The sequence below is a fragment of the Pantoea sp. SGAir0430 genome, assembly GCF_043549295.1.
This window is the reverse complement of the sequence record NZ_CP039427.1, coordinates 288110-307392: the sequence shown is the minus strand read 5'-3', so window position 1 is coordinate 307392 and position 19283 is coordinate 288110. Positions and strand designations below refer to the sequence as shown.

The window sequence follows — 19283 nt, the reverse complement described above, 5'->3', positions numbered from 1 at the left end:
GTTTTTCTCCCTGCCGCCCCCGTGGATTTCCCGGGGGCTTTTGCTATCATGTGCCATCGTTTTTCCGGCGCACCCGGATCTGACTCGTTTTCAAGGATTCCGCCATGCAACCTCTCAGCGGTCCCGGTGTGCCCGCGGGCGATCGTTCCTCTGTTAACCCGGCTAACGGCACCGGCCGCCCCGGCGCGGCACTGGGCGACCAGCCGCTCTCCCCGGCCCAGCGCACCACGCTGGAACGCCTGATCGTCCGGATCATGTCACTCAGCACGCTGAAAGCGCCCGAACTGTGGGCTGGCATACGCCACGAAGTAGGCGTGAAAAATGACGCCGAACTGCAGTCGCGCCATTTTCCGGCGGCGGAGCAGCATCTCAACAGCCGTCTGACGCAGGTGCAGAACAGCCACGCCACGCGTCAGCTGTTGCAACAGTTGCTGGAAAAGCTGCCGCAGGGCAACAATCGCCAGGCGGTGAGCGATTTTATCCGCCAGCAATTTAACCAGACGGTGTTGAGCGCACTGAGTCAGGATCAGCTGCGTCAGGTGCTGACCATGTTGCAGAACGGTCAGATGGCGATCCCGCAGCCGCAGCAGACGCGCACCACCGATCGCACCCTGTTACCGGCCGAACAGCAGGCGCTCAACCAGCAGGTCACACGGCTTGCCGCCGCGACCGGGGAATCGCCGGTAAAAGTACTGGCCGACACGTTGAAACTGGTTAATCTGAAGAGCGGCGACCCGGTTCCGTCACGCCACTTCCCGCTGCTGACGCAGTTTTTGCAGGTGCGCCAGACGCTGAGCCAGCACAGCGCGCCGACGCTGCAGCTGCTGGAAAGCTCGCTCAAACAGCCGCTGAGCCACGACGAGCAGCGCATGCTGGAGGATTACAGCCTGCAGCGCTTCCAGGCCACGCCGCAGACGTTGCTGACGCCGGCGCAGAGTCAGGATCTGCTGATGCTGCTGTTCAGCCGCCGCGCCGAGCGCAACAGCGAAACGCCGCTGGCCGACAGCGAGCTGCGTCCGCAGCCAATCTGGGCACCGTTTGTTGAAATTCTGCCGCGTCCACTGGCGCAGCGCCCGGCGCTGACGCTGGTGCTCGGCCTGGCGCTGTTCTTCTTTTTGCTCTGGCTGCTGCTGTAGTTAAGCCATCGTACTCAGCAGCCGCACTCCGCCGCGGGTGCCGCGGCGGGCCACTCGCCTGCCGCCGCGCCCCACGCCATCGGGTGGCCGTCGCGTTTCCAGAAATCCAGCCCGCCAATCAGCTCTTTAACCTGAAACCCCAGCTCAGCCAGCTTTAGCGCCGCTTTGGTCGAACCGTTGCAGCCGATGCCGTCGCAATAAGTCACATAGACGCGGTGACGATCGAGCCGCGCGGTGCTGGCCGCATCCATTTCGCGATGCGGCAACGACAGCGCGCCGCAGATATGTCCGGCCTGATATGCGTCGCGGCTGCGGGCATCAATCACCACAATCTGCGTGACGCCCTGCGCCAAATCCGCCGCCAGATCCCAGGCATCGGTGTAATAGCTGAGTTTGTGCTGCAAATAAGCCACGCTGTGCTGCGGGCTGGCGGGCGGATAAAACAAAACGGCTGACATGGCATTCTCCTGTTGTGATTCCCCTGCAGTGTACGGCAAAGTGGTCTGCATTCTGATACCACTTTGACCGGAACGATAAGACCATTATGCACCATGCCTTTTTGCCGCTGTTTCGCCATCAGACTCAGGGCGGCTTACGTCAGCGGCTGTGCGCTACGCTGCGCCAGGCCATTGTCAGCGGCCATTTGCGCTTCGGGCAGAAGCTGCCCTCCAGCCGCCAGCTGGCTGCCGATCTGGCGCTGTCACGCGTGACGGTCGAAGCCGCTTACAGCCAGCTGGAGAGCGAAGGCTACGTGCAGCGGCACAGCGGACGCGGCACCTTTGTCGCCATCGCCCTGCCGCCACCGGCGGAAAAGGCGACAGCGCAGCGCGCACCGCGCTTTTCGCAGCGCGGCACGCAGGTGCTGGCGACCGGTGGCTGCCAGGATCCCCCTTTTCCCCTTGCCTTTGCCGCCGGATCACCGGAACTGCGCGCGTTTCCGCACCGCCAGTGGCAGCGGCTGAGCCACAGCGTACAGCGCGTGCTGGGCAGTAAGGTGATGGGCTATGGCGATCCGCTCGGTTATGCGCCGCTGCGCCAGGCGGTGGCGGATTATCTGGCGCTGTCGCGCGGCGTGCGCTGTACGGCTGAGCAGGTCATCATGCTCACCAGTTCACAGCAGGCGCTGCAGCTGCTGGCGCTGATGTTTCTGGATGCAGAGGATGAAGTGTGGCTGGAGGAGCCGGGCTACCGTGGCGCGCGTAACGCCTTTCTCGCCGCCGGTGCCCGCTGCCGCGCCATGCCGCTGGACGATCAGGGCGCGCTGCCACTCAGCGGCCGGGCGCAACTGGTGTATCTGACGCCCGGCCACCAGTATCCGACCGGCACACCGATGAGCCTCGCGCGGCGACTGCAGTGGCTGGCGTGGGCACGTCAGCACGATAGCTGGCTGATCGAGGATGACTACGACAGTGAATTTCATTATGACGGTCGCCCGGCGCCGGCGCTGCAGGGCATGGAAGCCGATAGCCGGGTCATCAGCCTGGGGACTTTTTCCAAAACCCTGTTTCCATCGCTGCGGCTGGCGTGGATGGTGGTGCCCGCGGCGCTGGTGACGGCGCTGGGTCGCGCACGCAGCGTACTGGACGGCCACAGCGCCCTGCTGCCGCAGGCGATCACCGCCGAATTTATCCAGCAAGGCTATTTCGCCAGCCACCTGCGGCTGATGCGTCAGCTCTATCATAGCCGGCGCGATCGGCTGCTGACACAGATCGAACAGCATCTGCAGCCGTGGCTGCGGCCGATGCCGGCGACAGGCGGGTTACAATTGACGGTTGAGTTATTACAGGGAGATGAGGCGCGGCTCACGCAGCAGGCGCAGGCCGACGGTCTGCTGCTGCCGCGGCTTTCGCTCCTTTACGCCGGCGCATCGCCACAGCAGGGCTGGATACTTGGCTTTGCGGCGTTGACGCCCGGCGAAATTGACCGCGCCTGCGCGAAGCTGGTAAGGCTGCTGGCAACCTGAATCCGTCAGCGACAAAAACAACAAAGGCCGGATTAACCGGCCTTTGAGCATTAGTGTAAGCGTTACGCCTGGTATTTACGCAGGGTCAGCGTGGCGTTGGTGCCACCGAAGCCGAAGCTGTTGGACATCACCGTGGTCAGCGCTTTTTCGGTTGGCTGCGTCACAATGTTCATGCCTTTCGCTGCGTCATCCAGCTGTTCCACGTTAATGCTTGGCGCGATGAAGCTGTGCTCCAGCATCAACAGGGTGTAAATCGCTTCCTGCACACCTGCCGCACCCAGCGAGTGACCGGTCATGGCTTTGGTCGCGGAGATGTATGGCGTGTTGTCGCCAAACACTTCGCGAATCGCGCCCAGCTCTTTCACGTCGCCGACTGGCGTTGACGTGCCGTGGGTGTTGAGGTAGTCGATTGGCGTATCCAGACCCTGCATCGCCATCTTCATGCAACGCACCGCGCCTTCGCCTGACGGAGCCACCATGTCAGCGCCGTCAGAGGTTGCGCCGTAGCCGACGATCTCAGCGTAGATGTGGGCACCACGCGCCAGCGCATGCTCCAGCTCTTCCACTACCACCATACCGCCGCCGCCGGCGATAACGAAGCCGTCACGGCTGGCATCGTAAGTACGCGACGCTTTTTCCGGGGTTTCGTTGTATTTGGTGGAGAGCGCGCCCATGGCGTCGAACTCACAGGCCATTTCCCAGCTCAGCTCTTCGCCGCCGCCAGCAAATACCACATCCTGTTTGCCCAGCTGAATCTGCTCCACCGCGTTACCGATGCAGTGTGCTGACGTCGCGCACGCCGAGCTGATGGAGTAGTTAACGCCGTGGATTTTGAACGGCGTGGCCAGGCAGGCAGAGACGCCGGACGCCATCGCTTTGGTCACCACGTACGGGCCAACGCCTTTCAGGCCGCGCGGGCCACGCATCGCGTCGGCACCGAACACCTGATAACGCGGGGAACCGCCACCGGAACCGGCAATCAGACCAACACGCGGGTTGTTCTGGTACTGCTCATCCGTCAGGCCGGAATCTTTGATTGCTTCTGCCATCGACAGATAGGCATAGATTGAGGCATCACTCATGAAACGCACGATTTTGCGATCGATGAGCCCGTTAGTGTCCAGTTTGACGTTACCCCATACATGGCTGCGCATGCCGGCATCTTTCATCTCTTCGGAGAAAGTGATTCCGGAACGGCCTTCACGCAGGGAAGCCAGCACTTCCTGCTGGTTATTACCAATACTGGAAACGATACCCAGGCCAGTAATCACTGCACGTTTCATTCAATAGTCCTCATTCCACTTCTTTTGGATTGACGTGCACTCTAGCTTACAGTTGTACGCCGAACAAGTCCGATCAGCCATTTCCTTTTGTAAATTTGCGTCATGTGACGCCACTCGCTAAAATCGCGCCACTGCCTGAAAAATGAGCCTTTCCCGTGAAGTTATCCCCGGTTGAACACGCGCAATTAAACTGGAACGATCAGGGTACACCTGTTTCCCGAGCGTTCGACGACGTCTATTTCTCCAACGACAACGGACTGGAGGAGACGCGCTATGTGTTCCTCGACGGTAACCATCTTCCGCAGCGATTTGCCGCACATCCGCGCGATCTGTTCATCGTTGCCGAGAGCGGTTTTGGCACCGGACTCAACTTTCTTACCCTGTGGCAGGCGTTCGATCGCTTCCGCGCCGCCCATCCGCAAGCCGGCTTGCGCCGCCTGCACTTCATCAGCTGCGAAAAATACCCGCTGACCCACGCCGATCTGGTGAGCGCGCACGCGCACTGGCCGGAACTGGCCCCGTGGGCCGGACAGCTACAGCAGCAGTGGCCGCTGGCCCTGCCCGGCTGTCAGCGCCTGCTGTTCAATGGCGGCGAGGTGACGCTGGATCTGTGGCTGGGTGATATTAACGCGCTGATTGATACTTTTGATGACAGTCTCAACGGCCAGGTTGACGCGTGGTTTTTAGATGGCTTCGCGCCGGCGAAAAATCCGGAGATGTGGACGCCTTCGCTGTTCGCCGCCATGGCGCGGCTGGCGCGTCCCGGCGGCACCTTCGCCACCTTTACCTCGGCGGGCTTTGTGCGGCGGGGCTTACAGCAGGCCGGCTTCAGCGTGGCGAAGCGCAAAGGCTTCGGCCACAAGCGTGAAATGCTGACCGGCGTGCTGGACAGCGCCCCCGGGCAGCTAGCGGCTCAGCCGTGGTATGCGCGTCCGCAGGCCGCCAGCCGCGAGGTGGCGCTGATTGGCGGCGGCGTGGCCAGCGCGGTGCTGGCGCTGGCGCTGCTGCGGCGTGGCTGGCAGGTTACGCTGTACTGCGCCGATGCCGCCCCGGCGCTCGGCGCATCGGGTAACCGTCAGGGCGCGCTTTATCCGCTGCTTAACCAGCACGATCCGGCGCTCGCCACTTTTTTCCCGGCGGCGTTCAGCTTTGCCCGTCGCCTGTATGATGCGCTGCCGGTGATGTTCGAACATCAGTGGAGCGGCGTGCTGCAGCTCGGCTGGGATGCCAAAAGCGCAGAGAAGATCGCGCAGATGCTGAGCATGGATCTGCCGCACGAGCTGGCGCACGGCGTCAGCCCGCAGCAGGCGCAGCAGCTGGCCGGCGTCGATCTCGACTGCGGCGGCATTTTCTATCCGCAGGGCGGCTGGCTGTCGCCGTCACAGCTCACCAGCAATCTGCTGGAGTATGCCCAGACTCAGGGGCTGCGCATGCACTGGCTGCATCGCGTGACGCAGCTGGCACGCCAGCAGGCTGGCTGGACGCTGCAGTTTGCCCACCAGCCCGCGGTCACCCATCAGCAGGTGGTGCTGGCTAACGGCCATGCGCTGCAGGCGATCGGGCAAAGCCGCGATTTGCCGGTGTATGCGGTGGCCGGTCAGGTCAGCCATGTGCCGACCAACGCGGCGCTGAACCCGCTGCGCACCGTGCTGTGTTACGACGGCTATCTCACCCCGGTCAGCCCGAACTTTGCCACGCACTGCATCGGTGCCAGCTACCATCGCGGTGAAACGACAACCGCTTTCCGCGCCGACGATCAGCAGGAGAATCGCCAGCGGCTGATTAACTGTCTGCCGCAGGTCAGCTGGCCGACGCAGGTTGACGTCAGCGCTGATGAAGCGCGCAGCGGCGTGCGCTGCGCCACGCGCGATCATCTGCCGATGAGCGGCAGCGTGCCGGATTACGCGGCGACGTTCAGTGAGTATGCGGATCTAGCGGCGCGGCGCGCGCGCGGCGAGCAGATTGCGGAAGCGCCGGTGCATCCCGGCCTGTTCGTGCTCGGCGCGCTGGGGTCGCGCGGACTGTGCAGCGCGCCGCTGGCAGCAGAAGTGCTGGCGGCGCAAATGAGCGGCGAGCCGCAGCCGCTGGACAGCAGCACGCTGGCGGCGCTGCATCCCAACCGTTACTGGGTGCGCAAATTGCTGAAAGGGAAAAAGGCAGGACGCTAAAGCGCGGGGCGAGCGATCGCCCCGGCCAGTCAGGCAGTGAGGCGCGCCTGGGTAAACAGGTTATCCCACATGCCCACCACCAGCGCCTGGTCGCGCGGCGACAGCTCACCGGCGGCGATGGCGTTTTGCAGGCTGTTGGTGACCTGAATCTGCAGCGCTTCCGGCGTGTGTTCGCCGCTCTGCTCAATTTCCGCTACTGCCAGCGTCAGATGGCCACGCAGATAACCGCTGGCAAACAGTTCGTCGTCGCTGGCATGTTCGACCATATCGTCAATCAGCGCCAGAATGCGGGACTCGAATTCTACGATCATCTTCTCATCATCCTTCATTTATCGGAGTGCGGCTCACAGATCTTCCGGCCACGGAAACTGTGCCGCCGTCAGTGCAGGCGTACCATAATAGCTGGCTAACGCATCAATAAAGCGCGCCGGACGCGCCGGAATGCCGTGCTGCAGATAATGCATCACCTGCGCATGCACCTTGCGCTGAAACGCGATGCGATCCGGTTCACAATCGCCGTCGAGATTGTCACAGCTGACGTTGAAGGGAAAGCCGGCTGCCACACAGAACAGCCACTCCAGCGCCTGCGGCTTAATCTCCACCGCTTCAAACTGGCCCTGCGTTTGCGCATCGCGCCCGTCCGGGCAGTACCAGTAACCAAAATCCACCAGCTTACGCCGCGCTTCACCGGCAATGCACCAGTGCGAAATTTCGTGCAGCGCGCTGGCGTAAAAGCCATGGGCAAACACCACGCGGTGCCACGGTGAGGTGTCATCCGCTGGAAGATAAATAGGTTCATCATCGCCTTTAATTAGACGCGTCTGAAAATCGTCAGCAAAGCAGCCGTCAAAAATATCCACCAGCTGCTGATAATGGTGCTCTTTACTCATAATATTTTAATCTTTAAACAAACCGCCGCCATTGTCGCACTGGCGGCCGGTTTTGACGAGTGCGGATTACAGTGCGGCAAACCAGGCGAGAATGACACTGCCGTGGCTGTCCCACAACAGCTTAGCGCTCATCACGGCAGACACCGTCACCACCATCGGGCGAATCAGCTTCTGACCGCGGCTCAGCACCAGCCTGGCGCCGAGGCGTGCGCCAATAAACGCCCCCAGCAGCATAATCACGCCGGTGCCCCACACCACCTTGCCGCCGAACATAAAGAACAGCAGACTGGCGAAGTTGGAGGTGAAATTTAGGATTTTGGCGTGGGCGGTGGCTTTGGCCAGATTGAAGCCGCAAAGCGTGACGAAGGCCAGCGCATAAAACGAGCCGGCACCCGGGCCGAAGAAGCCATCGTAAAAGCCGACGCAGCCGCCACCGACCAGCGCAAACGCCAGGCCATGCAGGCGCTGCTCGCGATCGGCCTCGCCAAGACGTGGCATCAGCAGGAACCACAGCCCGATGCTGATCAGCAGCAGCGGCAGAATCTGACGCAGTATCTCAGCCTGAATATGCTGAATCAGCAGCGTTCCGCCAATCGCGCCGAGAAAGGTCATGGCGATATTCAGCCGCTGCTCGCGCAGTTTCACCGCGCCGCGCCGCACAAAATAGAGGCTGGCCGAGAAGGAGCCGCCAACCGACTGCAGCTTGTTGGTCGCCAGCGCCTGCGCCGGTGAAAGACCGGCTGCCAGCAGCGATGGCACGGTCAGCAGACCGCCACCGCCGGCGATGGAGTCGATAAAGGCCGCCAGCACCGCGACCAGAAACAGCACGCCAAGCACCATCGGGCTGACAACAAACAGATCCATCTCAGGTTCCTACAGTAGATGCTTATCAAGTAACGCCTGGCAGGAAGGCGGCAACGGCGGCGGGGATTTCTTCACCGGCGGCGTGCTGCCCGGCTTCTTCGGCAGGAACCAGCTCTCCAGCTCTGCGCCGCAGCCATCGCCCGGCGGCGGTGGCGCCTGATCTTCGCACTCCAGGCTGCCAGGCGGACAGCGCAGGCGCACGTGCATGTGTGCCCGGTGGGCGAACCACGGCCGCACTTTGTGGAGCCACGCACGATCGTTACCGGCATCGGCACAAAGCTGCTTTTTAATTGCCGGATTGACGAAGATGCGCGTGACGTCGTCATCTTTCGCCGCCAGCTTGATCAGGCTGTCGATCTGCGGCTGCCAGTGACGCGCAATCACCTGGCGGTCGTCCGGCCCAACCAGATCGAGCGGCTGCGGCTTCAGCAGCTGCTGTGCCGTCCAGCGGCTCTGCGGCAGCTGCAGCCAGATATCCACGTCGAGACCGGTCTGATGGCTGGCGTGGCCGCTGCTAAAACGTCCGCCGGCGGCCATGCCCATATCACCAATCAGCACCTGGCCCAGCTGCAGCTGATGCGTCTGGGTGCTGAGGCGCTGGATAAAGGCGATCAGGTCCGGGTGGCCGTAATAGCGGCGCTGATCCTGACGCATCACCTGATAGTTGGGCGAGTTGAGCGGCAGCTGCTGCGCCCCGACGATACAGCCGTTGGCAAAACTGCCGATGGACTGCGGGCTGCCGGCAATCGGTTGATGGATTTGCTGCCACGGCGTGGCAGCCAGGCTGGCCGCACTGCACAGCAGCGCGGCAAGGGAGAGAAGCAGGCGGCGCATCATGCGGCTTACCAGCGCGGGACGCTGCTGTTAACGTCAGCGTTCTGCCCACGCTGGCGCAGCAGGTGATCCATCAGCACAATCGCCATCATCGCTTCCGCGATCGGTACCGCGCGGATGCCAACACAGGGATCGTGACGGCCTTTGGTGATCATCTCCACTTCCGCGCCGTCGCGGGTGATGGTGTTGCCCGGCACGGTGATGCTGGAAGTGGGCTTCATCGCCAGGTTGGCGCTGATGGTCTGGCCGCTGCTGATCCCGCCGAGAATGCCGCCGGCATGGTTGCTCTGAAAACCGTTGCTGCGGATTTCATCACGGTGCTGACTGCCGCGCTGGTTGATCACCGCGAAACCATCACCGATCTCCACGCCTTTCACCGCGTTGATGCTCATCAGCGCGTGCGCCAGGTCGGCGTCGAGGCGATCAAATACCGGCTCACCGAGGCCCGGCGGCACGTTTTCGGCCATTACAGTGACTTTGGCACCGATAGAGTCACCCTCTTTTTTCAGCGCGCGCATCAGTTCGTCCAGCGCATCGAGTTGGTCGGCATCGGGGCAGAAAAAGGGGTTATCTTCCACGATACTCCAGTCTTTCAGCTCGCAGGCGATGTCGCCAATCTGCGCCAGATAGCCGCGCACCACGATACCGTGCTTCATCTGCAGATACTTTTTAGCAATGGCACCGGCCGCTACGCGCATGGCGGTTTCGCGGGCCGAGGAGCGGCCGCCGCCGCGATAGTCGCGCAGACCATATTTTTGTTCGTAGGTATAATCCGCATGGCCGGGACGGAACAGATCTTTAATCGCGCTGTAATCCTGCGAACGCTGGTCGGTGTTTTCAATCAGCAGACCGATGGAGGTGCCGGTGGTGACGCCTTCAAACACGCCGGACAAAATCTTCACCTGATCCGGCTCGCGGCGCTGGGTGGTATAGCGCGAAGTGCCGGGACGACGACGATCGAGATCGTGCTGAATATCGGCTTCGGTCAGCGGGATGCCGGGCGGCACACCATCAACAATGCAGCCAAGCGCAATACCGTGCGACTCGCCAAAGGTGGTAACGCGAAAAAGTTGTCCGATGCTGTTTCCGGCCATGGGGGTTCCTTGTTGCGATGTTGCGGGCGAGCGCTCGCCCCGATTTTTAGTCTTTATAGAATGAGAAGTGCGACTGCGCCGCGACGATTTGATCGCGCGTCAGCATGAACACGCCGTCACCGCCGTTATCAAATTCCAGCCAGGTAAAGGGCACGTCCGGATACTGCTCCATCATGTGCACCATGCTGTTACCGACTTCGCAAATCAGCACGCCCTGCTCGCTGAGGTAGTCCGGCGCGCAGGCCAGGATGCGGCGCACCAGCTTCAGGCCGTCGCTGCCCGCGGCCAGACCGAGTTCCGGCTCGTGGCGATATTCGTTCGGCAGGTCGTCCATGTCTTCGGCATCGACGTAGGGCGGATTGGTGACGATCAGATCATATTTAACCTGCGGCAGATTGCGGAACAGATCGGCGCGAATCGGCGTGACGTGATGCAGCAGACCGTGCTCTTCAATATTCTGTTCAGCCACGGCCAGCGCGTCGGTGGAGATATCGACGGCATCCACTTCCGCTTCCGGGAAGGCGTACGCACAGGCGATGGCGATACAGCCGCTGCCGGTGCACATATCGAGAATGTGGCGTGGCGCGCCGTCGATCAGGCCGGCAAAGCGGTTTTCGATCAGCTCGCCAATCGGTGAACGCGGCACCAGCACGCGCTCATCGACGTAGAATTCATGGCCGCAGAACCAGGCTTTGTTGGTGAGATAGGCCACCGGAATGCGCTCGTTGACGCGACGGATTACGCGTTCCACGATGCGGTGACGTTCGCTGGCGGTCAGGCGCGCGTGGCGCATGTCTTCCGGAATATCCAGCGGCAGCCACAGCGTCGGCAGCACCAGTTGGACCGCTTCGTCCCAGGGATTGTCCGTGCCGTGGCCGTACCAGATGCCCGCCGCCGAAAAGCGGCTTACTGCCCAGCGCAGCATATCCTGAATGGTGTGCAGTTCGTTCACTGCCTCATCGACGAAAATCTTGTCCACGTAGCCCTCCGCAGGCCATAAAATCAATCGGCCGATAGTGTGCCATGAAGCCGGGCAGAATTCAGCGCAGCGAGGTGAAAAAGCTGACATTTTTTGACGCTTAGCGGTAAGGTAACGGCCAGACACCCGCCATTTCTGATGATTCACTGAGACATGAGTAAAAAGACGCCGCTAAGCCAGGACGACCAGGCGCTGTTCCGCCAGCTAATGAGCGGTACGCGCCAGCTGAAACAGGATACGATCGTGCACAAACCGGCAGTGAAAAGCCGTGAAGTGCCGCTGAAGCGGCTGCTGTCTGAGCAGGCCGATAACAGCCATTATTTCTCCGATGAGTTTCAGCCCCTGCTCTCCAGCGACGGGCCGACGCGCTATGTACGCGCCGACGTCAGCCATTACGAGCTGAAAAAATTACGGCGTGGCGATTACACGCCAGAGATTTTTCTCGATCTGCATGGGTTAACCCAGCTTCAGGCGAAACAGGAACTCGGCGCGCTGATTGCCGCCTGCCGCCGCGAGCATATTTTCTGTGCCAGCGTGATGACCGGCCACGGCAAGCACATTCTCAAGCAGCAAACCCCGCTGTGGCTGGCACAGCATCCGCACGTGATGGCGTTTCACCAGGCACCCAAACTGTTTGGCGGCGACGCCGCGCTGCTGGTGTTGATTGAAGTCGAAGAGTGGCAGCCGCCGGAATTACCCTGACCGGCAAAGGGACAGCGAGTGGGAAATAAAGTGATCTCTATTATTCCCCAAAATAATTCAGGTTGCAGCAAGGCGGCAAGGGAATGAATCCCCGGGAGCTTATGCGAAGAAGTGCTTGGGATGAAATGACTTAGCCAACGCAGTTGCGGTTTGAGCGCACATCATTCCCCAAAATAATTCAGGTTGCAGCAAGGCGGCAAGGAAATGAATCCCCAGGAGCTTACATCAGTAAGTGACTGGGGTGAATTGACGCAGCCAACGCAGCTGCAGCCTGAAGTATGAAGGGGAATTACATGGCTTTGGCTAATTTGGCCGGACTCACCTGCCACGCCAGCTTGCCTTCGCAGGCGTCGGCATCAAACTCCACGCAGGCAATGGCGGAGGTGGCGAACATCGGTGGCGCTTCCTGCGGGCAGAGTTCAGATACCAGATAACCCACCAGCGGCAGATGCGAAATCACCAGCACCGCGTGCGCACCCTGCACTGCCAGCGCCTGTAAATGGCAGGCGACCATGCCCGGATCGCCGCCTGGCGTCAGTTCTGGCAGCACTTCCTGCCCTTCCGGCAGTTTCAGCGCTTCACGTACCGTGGCGAGCGTTTGCCCGGCGCGCAGATAAGGGCTGACCAGCACCTTATCGATTCCCGGCGTCTGACCATTCAGCCAGCTCGCCATCTGACGTGATTCGTCGCAGCCACACAGGGTGAGAGGACGAACCGCATCACTCGCTGCTTCCAGAGCTGCGTCGCCGTGACGCATGATAAAAACTTGCATAAAGCACCGCTGTTGTTTGTCGATATCGCCGGGTACCACAGCACCAGACGCTTCATTCTGCGAATGAACGCTGTGTTTTACCCCAATGGCTTGAGTATAGTCAACCGGTTGTTTATTAAATAAGCATATCTCAGAATGGTGCCGCGCCAGGCACTGCGCGGCCCCGATTCTAACCCGCTGAATCCGTGCGGCTATTCATGAATGTGCAGAAGTGTAAAAATTCGTTTTCCCTTCTGACATTGCCACTAACGCGTCACAGGGCGTAAAACGCTCGCCGTATTGCTGCATTAATGTACGTAATGTATTGACGATCTCGCCCGCACCACGCTGGTCAATATAGCGGAACGGCCCGCCGAGAAACGGCGGAAACCCGATGCCAAACACTGCCGCGATGTCGCCATCGCGGGCGCTGCGGATCACCGCTTCGTCGAGACAACGTACCGCCTCGTTAAGCATCAGCATCACACAGCGCGTGGCGATCTGCTGCTCGCTCTGTTTCGCCTGGGGTTTTAACTGCAGCAGGCGGTACAGACTGGCATCGGCCTGACGTTTGCGCGGCCAGCGCGTGCGCTGATAATCATAAAAACCTTTCTGGTTTTTGCGCCCTTTGCGATCGTCGGCCAGGATAGCGCTCACCGCCTGCGGCGCGCTGAAGCGTGAACCGTAGGCCTGTTCGAGAATCGGGCTGATTTTGCTGCCGACATCAATACCGACTTCATCCAGCAACTGCAGCGGGCCGACCGGGAAACCAAATTTCACCAGTGCGCTATCAATGTGTTCAATGGGCTCGCCCTCCAGCAGACAGCGCATGGCTTCATTTATATAGGGCGCGAGAATGCGGTTAACATAAAAGCCGGGACGGTCAGCGACCACCACGGCGGTTTTGCCCTGACGACGCGCCAGATCCACCGTGGTGGCCAGCGTCTGTGCTGAAGTGCCGCTATGCGGAATCACCTCGACCAGCGGCATCTTGTCTACCGGACTGAAGAAGTGCAGGCCGATAACATTCTCCGGGCGCTGCGCGCCGGCGGCGATCTGCGCAATCGGCAGCGAGGAGGTGTTAGACGCAAAGATGGTGTGCGGCTGACAGTGTTCTTCAATCTCGGCCACCATTTGCTGCTTCAGCGCCAGATCCTCAAACACCGCTTCGATCACCAGATCGCGCTGGCGGAAGCCCTGATAATCGGTGCCGCCGCTGATGCGCGCCATCTGCTGCTGGCGTTCCGCCGGCTTGAGCTGGCGCCGTTTTACCTTTTTGCTCAGCAAATCCCAGCTGTACTGCAGCGCGTGGTTAACGCCGTTCAGGTTGATATCGCGGATTCGCACCGGCAGACCGGCTTTCAGCGCGGTGACGCTGGCAATCCCACCGCCCATCAGCCCGCCGCCCAGCACGCCAATCTGCTGCAGCGGGCGCGGCGGCGCATCCGCCATCGGCTCTTTCTTCAGGGCGGTGGAAGCAAAAAACAGGCTGCGTAGTGCGGCCGACTGCACGGTCATCGCCAGCTCGCCAAACGCGCGCGCTTCCGCGGCGTGACCGGCGGCGCTGCCCTGCTCCAGCCCGATGCGCACCACCTGCAAAATGCGGTCGGTGGCCGGATAGTTACCGTGGGTTTTACCATCGGTCTGGCGTTTGGCCAGCGTAAACAGCAGCGGACGCGCCAGCGGCCCCTGCAGCAGGCGATCGCGGCGCGACAGGCTGCGTGCGGCGTGCTTTCCTTTATGGACACGTGCCACGGCGGTTGCCAGCAGAATCGCCTGCGGCACCGCATCATCCACCAGGCCAAGCTTCAGCGCCTGCTTAGCGCGCAGCTGTTTGCCGCTGAGGATCAGCGGCAGCGCCTGCTGCACACCAATCAGACGCGGCAACCGCTGGGTGCCGCCGGAACCGGGCAACAGGCCGAGCTGCACCTCTGGCAGGCCGAGACGGGTTTTCTCATCCAGCGAGCAGATGCGCGCATCGCAGGCCAGCGCCAGCTCCAGCCCGCCGCCAAGACAGGCTCCATGAATGGCGGCGACCACCGGGAACGGCAGCGCGGCGATCTCCGCCATCACTTCCTGTCCCTGCCGCGCCAGCGCTTCAGCCTGCTGCGCCGTTTCACAACGGGCGATCATGCTGATGTCCGCACCGGCGACAAAGTTGTCGCGTTTGCCCGAAATCAGCACGATGCCCGCCAGCTGCGCATCGCTGCGCGCCTCCGCCAGCACCGCGCGGATTTGCGGCACAAACTCCGCTTTCAGGGTGTTCATCTTTTCGCCCGGCACATCAATGGTGATCACCGCAACGTGATCCGGACGCATCTGTAAATGGAATGCAGATTCGCTCATTATTCGGCCTCCAGAACCATCGCGCTGCCTAATCCGCCAGCGGCACAGGCGGTTACCAGCCCTAAGCCGCCGCCGCGCCGCCGCAGCTCATGCAGCGTTTGCGTGATCATGCGCGCGCCGGTGGCGGCGAACGGATGACCGTAGGCGATGGAACCGCCCAGCACGTTGAAACGCGTCTCGTCGACTTCGCCCAGCGCGCGATCGCGCTTCAGCACTTCACGCGCAAAGCGTTCATCGTTAAACAGCCTGAGGTTGGCCAGCGTCTGCGCGGCAAAGGCTTCATGCATGTCGATCAGGGTCAGATCGCCGAGGGTAATGCCGGCGCGATCCAGCGCCAGCGGTGATGCGTAAGCCGGTCCGAGCAACATGTCCTGCCAGACATCAATCGCGGCAAACGCATAGCTGCGCAGGTATCCGAGCGGTGTAATGCCCAGCTCACGCGCGCGCCCTTCGCGCATCAGAATCAGCGCCGCCGCGCCATCGGTCAGCGGCGTGCTGTTGGCCGCGGTGACCGAGCCGTGGCGACGGTCAAACGCCGGACGCAGCTTTGCATAATCCGCCGCACTGGCGTTAAAGCGAATGTTGTTGTCCTGCTCAATCGGTGCTTTCCACGGCGGCACAAACGCCGGCATCACTTCCTGCGCCAGCACGCCGGATTGCCAGGCCTGCGCTGCACGCTGGTGCGAGCGCAGCGCCAGCGCGTCCTGCTGCTCACGCGTAATACCGTGCGTTTTGGCCATCTGCTCGGCGGTGTCGCCCATGCGTAAACCGGTGGAGTATTCCGCCACTGCCGGCGGCACCGGCAACAGATCGCGTGGGCGCAGGCGGCGTAAGATGTGTAATTTTTTGCTCAGGGTGCGGGCTTTATTGAGGTCAACCAGCGCGCGCGCCAGCGTTTTGCTGACGCCAATCGGCAGCACCGAGGAGGAGTCAGCGCCACCGGCAATACCTGCATCAATGGTCCCGGCCATCAGGCTTTCCGCCACGTTGGCCACTGCCTGAAAGCTGGTGGCGCAGGCGCGGCTCACGCTGTAGGCATCGGTGTGCACGCTCAGTCCGCTGCTCAGCACGATTTCACGCGCGATGTTGGGGGCTTCCGGCATCTGCACCACCTGGCCGAACACCAGCTGATCGATCACCTCCACCGGCAATTCGCTGCGCGCCATTAATTCGCTGACCACCATGCGCCCCAGCTCCAGCGCCGGAATGCCATGAAAGTCGCTTGCCTGGCGGGCAAACGGGGTGCGTAATCCGTGGGTAATGGCGATACGTTCGCCCTGACGCGTCAGCAGCGGCTGCGCTTTGCTCATTGCACTCACCTGTAATTTACGACCTGAGCATCATTGCCCAACAGGTCTGACCTGATCATCAGTGTTAACCAGGTGTTGCTAAGTCGCCAATAACAGAAGAAAAAAAGTGCGAGGAGTAACACGAAAAAGAGGCAACGCTGCCGAAAAAGCGGGTCGGCAGCGGCGGGATTAGCGTAAGCCGAGCTGGAAAATCAGGGTTTCGGCCTGGCAGGCAAAGGTGAAATCGACGTCCAGGCGCACGCCGTCTGCTTCGTCGGTAAAGCGCGAATGAATCTCGCACGGATCGGACTCGACCTGGCGCGCTTTGGCGCTCAGCTCGGCCAGCATTGCTTCTGCCGCCTGACGGTCAGCGAACACACCTGACCAGTTGGCGCTGCAATCGGTATTGTCCATCACGGTGCCCACGTCAACGCAGCAGCAGGCTGCCGTTTCGTTCGCACTACAGTTTCTAATGGCATCAGTCATGTTTTTCTCCTGACGATAAATCAACACTATCGGATCATTTTCTGCTGCAAAGTGTACGCCGGATGCCACGTCGCGGCTATCTTCCGCCCGCTAAGTGACGAATATCACACTAAAATTTGATCCAAAACAAATTTGACTCGCTATGCTGGAGCAGAACCGCAAGGATTTTGTTAAGCAGATCTGATTTTATCGATCAAAGCAGAAATATTTTAAAAACAATATTGCAACAAATACACAGGTCGGACCTATACTCGTCGCACTGGTCTGATATGTGTCTGTATCGTCAGTCCCTACAATCCGCCGTCCTTTGTTACGCGACGTAACTACGTTTAATAATAATTTAGATGAGGTTGTGGTCATGAACCATAAGAACCTGTTTGCAAAGTCAGCTGTGGCAGCTGCAGTGGCGCTCGTCTCTTCTCACGTCTACGCCGCAGGCTTTCAACTTAACGAATTCTCAGCAATCGGCCTGGGCCGCGCCTATTCCGGTGAAGGCGCCATGGGTGATACCGCCGCCTCTGCCAGCCGTAACCCAGCCACTATGGCCCTGATGGACCGCCCTTCTTTCTCCATCGGTGCCGTCTATATCGACCCGGAAGTGGATATCAGCGGTAACAGCCCGACCGGCAACAGCCTCAACGCCAGCAATATTGCGCCTAACCAGTGGATCCCGAACATCCATTATGTGCATCCGATTAACGATCAGTGGTGGATTGGCGCCTCGGCCACCTCGAACTACGGTCTGGCCACCGAATTTAATAACGGTTACACCGCGGGCGGCTTTGGTGGCAAAACCGATCTGATGACCGGCAACTTCAACCTCAGCACCGCTTATCGGTTAAATGATAACTTCAGCTTCGGCGTCGGCTTTGACGCGGTGTACGCCAAAGCGAAAATTGAGCGCTACGCCGGTGAAGCCGGTGCCCGCGCCGGTCTGCCGGCCGATACCCAGGTCGCGCACCTGAAAGGTGACGAATGGGGCTACGGCTGGAACGCCGGTATCCTGTATGAAGTGGATAAAAACAACCGCTTCGGCTTCACCTATCGTTCCAAAGTGAAGATCGACTTCGACGGCGACTATAAGAGCAATATCCCGCGCGCCTTTAACGGCACGCCGCAGGCGATTGCGCTGGGTCTGCCGTATGGCACCAGCGGCGCCACCATTCCGGGTTCGCTGACGCTGAACCTGCCGGAAATGTGGGAAGTGTCCGGCTGGCATAAAGTGGCGCCACAGTGGGCGGTGCACTACAGCCTCGCTTATACCAGCTGGAGCCAGTTCCAGGAGCTGAAAGCCACCGGCAGCAACGGCCAGACGCTGTTCTATAAAGATGAAGGCTACCGTGATGCATATCGCATCGCGTTAGGTACCACCTACAACTACGACGATAACTGGACGTTCCGTACCGGTATCGCGTTTGATGACAGCCCGGTGCCGGCGGATAAACGTTCCATCTCGATTCCGGATCAGGATCGCCTGTGGCTGAGCGCCGGTGCGTCTTACGCCTTCACGCCGGATGCGTCGGTGGATGTCGGGGTTTCCTATATGCACGGTCAGCACGTGACGGTGAAAGAAGGTCCTTATACCTTTAATTCCGAAGGTAAGGCCTGGCTGTACGGCGCTAACTTTAACTACAAATTCTGATAATCAGTGCAGCGGCCCATGCGGGTCGGCAGCTGAAAACAAAACGGCGACCTGTTGGTCGCCGTTGTCATTTATTGAGAGTCGATATCTTTTAAATCGTCCTGAATCGCGCTGGCGTTCGGGTTCTCCTCCGGCTTCAGCTTGCCGCCGCTGGCGAGGAAATCGTTACGCTGGAAATAGGCGTTGCGGATAAAGGCGTACGGATCCTGCTGCTGTCTGAGCAGGCCGTCGGAATCAAGCAGCTGCGCGCGCGTTTCCACCCCTTCCAGCGTCCATTTACCGATCGACATTGGCCAGGTAAGCCAGCTCAGCACCGGATAAAGCGTATCGACGTAGTCGCCGCCATCCTGACGCACGGTAAAGCTGCCGTAACCTGGCAGCACCACGTACGGACCGTAGCCAACGCCATAACGGCCCAGCGTGCTGCCAAAGTGGTGCGGCACTTCACGCGCCAGCTGGGGATTGGCTTTGCCGGCGACGTCGATGAAACCGCCGAGGCCGAGCACGGTATTCAGGAAGAAACGGGTAAAGTGAATGCCCGCCTGACGCGGCTCGCCGACCAGAATCGAGTTCACCATGCTGGCCGGTTCATCAAGGTTACCGAGGAAGTTGCTCAGCCCGGTACGGGCCGGCACCGGCACGTAATCACGCCAGGCAACCGCCACCGGGCGCACTACATAGGGATCCAGCACGTTGTAGTTGAAGTTAAACATCGTGCGGTTGAACCCTTCGAGCGGATCGCTGCGCTGCGCAGGCGTCGTCTCGTCGGCCGGTTTGGAACTGGCACATCCCACCAGCAGTAAACTGGCCAGCGCCAGGCCGGTCAGGCGATTATTCATTCTTCTCTCCCTGTGCA

General features: G+C 60.6%; 18 protein-coding genes. 5 read left to right on the top strand and 13 right to left on the bottom strand.

Going from position 1 to position 19283, the window contains the following annotated elements; all coding sequences use genetic code 11:
• Nucleotides 1-104: 104 nt before the first annotated feature.
• Nucleotides 105-1136 carry a flagella biosynthesis regulator Flk gene (flk, locus tag E7738_RS01560; protein WP_021509167.1) on the top strand — a complete coding sequence of 344 codons (1032 nt, stop codon included), beginning with the start codon at nucleotides 105-107 and terminating at the stop codon, nucleotides 1134-1136.
• A 14-nt stretch (nucleotides 1137-1150) separates the two neighbouring features.
• Here flk and E7738_RS01555 read toward each other — a convergent pair whose 3' ends face one another.
• Nucleotides 1151-1594, bottom strand: a complete 444-nt coding sequence (locus E7738_RS01555) for a rhodanese-like domain-containing protein (protein ID WP_058769886.1) — start codon at nucleotides 1592-1594, stop codon at nucleotides 1151-1153.
• 86 nt (nucleotides 1595-1680) lie between these two features.
• Here E7738_RS01555 and E7738_RS01550 point away from each other — a divergent pair, with 86 nt between their 5' ends.
• Nucleotides 1681-3099 carry a MocR-like pyridoxine biosynthesis transcription factor PdxR gene (locus tag E7738_RS01550; RefSeq protein ID WP_394516024.1) on the top strand — a complete coding sequence of 473 codons (1419 nt, stop codon included), beginning with the start codon at nucleotides 1681-1683 and terminating at the stop codon, nucleotides 3097-3099.
• Between the two features lie 62 nt (nucleotides 3100-3161).
• Here the strand turns inward: E7738_RS01550 and fabB are convergent, their stop codons facing one another.
• On the bottom strand, nucleotides 3162-4382 hold the full coding sequence (fabB, locus tag E7738_RS01545) for a beta-ketoacyl-ACP synthase I (protein ID WP_021509164.1): 1221 nt from the start codon (nucleotides 4380-4382) through the stop codon (nucleotides 3162-3164).
• 155 nt (nucleotides 4383-4537) lie between these two features.
• On the opposite strand from fabB, the gene mnmC reads away from it, so the two are divergent.
• Entirely contained in the window at nucleotides 4538-6550 is a 2013-nt protein-coding gene (gene mnmC / locus E7738_RS01540; RefSeq protein WP_394516023.1) for a bifunctional tRNA (5-methylaminomethyl-2-thiouridine)(34)-methyltransferase MnmD/FAD-dependent 5-carboxymethylaminomethyl-2-thiouridine(34) oxidoreductase MnmC, read from the top strand.
• Between the two features lie 29 nt (nucleotides 6551-6579).
• Here mnmC and E7738_RS01535 read toward each other — a convergent pair whose 3' ends face one another.
• The 6 genes from E7738_RS01535 to prmB all read right to left on the bottom strand — a co-directional run bounded on the left by E7738_RS01535 (nucleotide 6580) and on the right by prmB (nucleotide 11211).
• Nucleotides 6580-6861 (bottom strand): YfcL family protein, encoded by a 282-nt coding sequence (locus E7738_RS01535; protein WP_010617478.1) that lies wholly within the window; start codon nucleotides 6859-6861, stop codon nucleotides 6580-6582.
• Nucleotides 6862-6894: 33 nt separating this feature from the next.
• A complete protein-coding gene (locus E7738_RS01530) occupies nucleotides 6895-7440 on the bottom strand; it encodes an elongation factor P hydroxylase (RefSeq protein WP_058775832.1) in 546 nt (181 codons plus the stop codon).
• Nucleotides 7441-7506: 66 nt separating this feature from the next.
• The gene (locus E7738_RS01525) at nucleotides 7507-8304 is read right to left on the bottom strand and encodes a sulfite exporter TauE/SafE family protein (RefSeq protein ID WP_152390613.1); all 798 of its coding nucleotides are present in this window, start codon (nucleotides 8302-8304) and stop codon (nucleotides 7507-7509) included.
• 9 nt (nucleotides 8305-8313) lie between these two features.
• The gene (gene mepA / locus E7738_RS01520; protein WP_394516323.1) at nucleotides 8314-9138 is read right to left on the bottom strand and encodes a penicillin-insensitive murein endopeptidase; all 825 of its coding nucleotides are present in this window, start codon (nucleotides 9136-9138) and stop codon (nucleotides 8314-8316) included.
• An 8-nt stretch (nucleotides 9139-9146) separates the two neighbouring features.
• Nucleotides 9147-10232 (bottom strand): chorismate synthase, encoded by a 1086-nt coding sequence (gene aroC, locus E7738_RS01515; RefSeq protein ID WP_058758410.1) that lies wholly within the window; start codon nucleotides 10230-10232, stop codon nucleotides 9147-9149.
• 46 nt (nucleotides 10233-10278) lie between these two features.
• Nucleotides 10279-11211, bottom strand: coding sequence for a 50S ribosomal protein L3 N(5)-glutamine methyltransferase (gene prmB / locus E7738_RS01510; protein ID WP_021509157.1), 933 nt, complete (start codon nucleotides 11209-11211; stop codon nucleotides 10279-10281).
• A 153-nt stretch (nucleotides 11212-11364) separates the two neighbouring features.
• Between prmB and smrB the strand changes: the two genes are divergently transcribed.
• On the top strand, nucleotides 11365-11913 hold the full coding sequence (smrB, locus tag E7738_RS01505) for an endonuclease SmrB (protein WP_021509156.1): 549 nt from the start codon (nucleotides 11365-11367) through the stop codon (nucleotides 11911-11913).
• A gap of 289 nt (nucleotides 11914-12202) precedes the next feature.
• Here smrB and sixA read toward each other — a convergent pair whose 3' ends face one another.
• From sixA to E7738_RS01485, 4 genes are all read right to left on the bottom strand, one after another.
• Nucleotides 12203-12685, bottom strand: coding sequence for a phosphohistidine phosphatase SixA (sixA, locus tag E7738_RS01500; RefSeq protein ID WP_021509155.1), 483 nt, complete (start codon nucleotides 12683-12685; stop codon nucleotides 12203-12205).
• Between the two features lie 195 nt (nucleotides 12686-12880).
• Nucleotides 12881-15010, bottom strand: a complete 2130-nt coding sequence (fadJ, locus tag E7738_RS01495) for a fatty acid oxidation complex subunit alpha FadJ (RefSeq protein ID WP_394516022.1) — start codon at nucleotides 15008-15010, stop codon at nucleotides 12881-12883.
• Nucleotides 15010-16320: an acetyl-CoA C-acyltransferase FadI gene (gene fadI / locus E7738_RS01490; RefSeq protein ID WP_021509153.1), complete on the bottom strand. Its 1311-nt coding sequence runs from the start codon at nucleotides 16318-16320 to the stop codon at nucleotides 15010-15012. The genes fadJ and fadI overlap by 1 nt, the downstream gene beginning before the upstream one ends.
• Nucleotides 16321-16488: 168 nt before the next feature.
• Nucleotides 16489-16785, bottom strand: a complete 297-nt coding sequence (locus E7738_RS01485; RefSeq protein ID WP_309786691.1) for a YfcZ/YiiS family protein — start codon at nucleotides 16783-16785, stop codon at nucleotides 16489-16491.
• A gap of 358 nt (nucleotides 16786-17143) precedes the next feature.
• Between E7738_RS01485 and fadL the strand changes: the two genes are divergently transcribed.
• Entirely contained in the window at nucleotides 17144-18427 is a 1284-nt protein-coding gene (gene fadL / locus E7738_RS01480; RefSeq protein WP_021509151.1) for a long-chain fatty acid transporter FadL, read from the top strand.
• Nucleotides 18428-18498: 71 nt separating this feature from the next.
• Here the strand turns inward: fadL and mlaA are convergent, their stop codons facing one another.
• Nucleotides 18499-19266, bottom strand: a complete 768-nt coding sequence (gene mlaA, locus E7738_RS01475) for a phospholipid-binding lipoprotein MlaA (protein ID WP_021509150.1) — start codon at nucleotides 19264-19266, stop codon at nucleotides 18499-18501.
• Nucleotides 19267-19283: the final 17 nt, after the last annotated feature.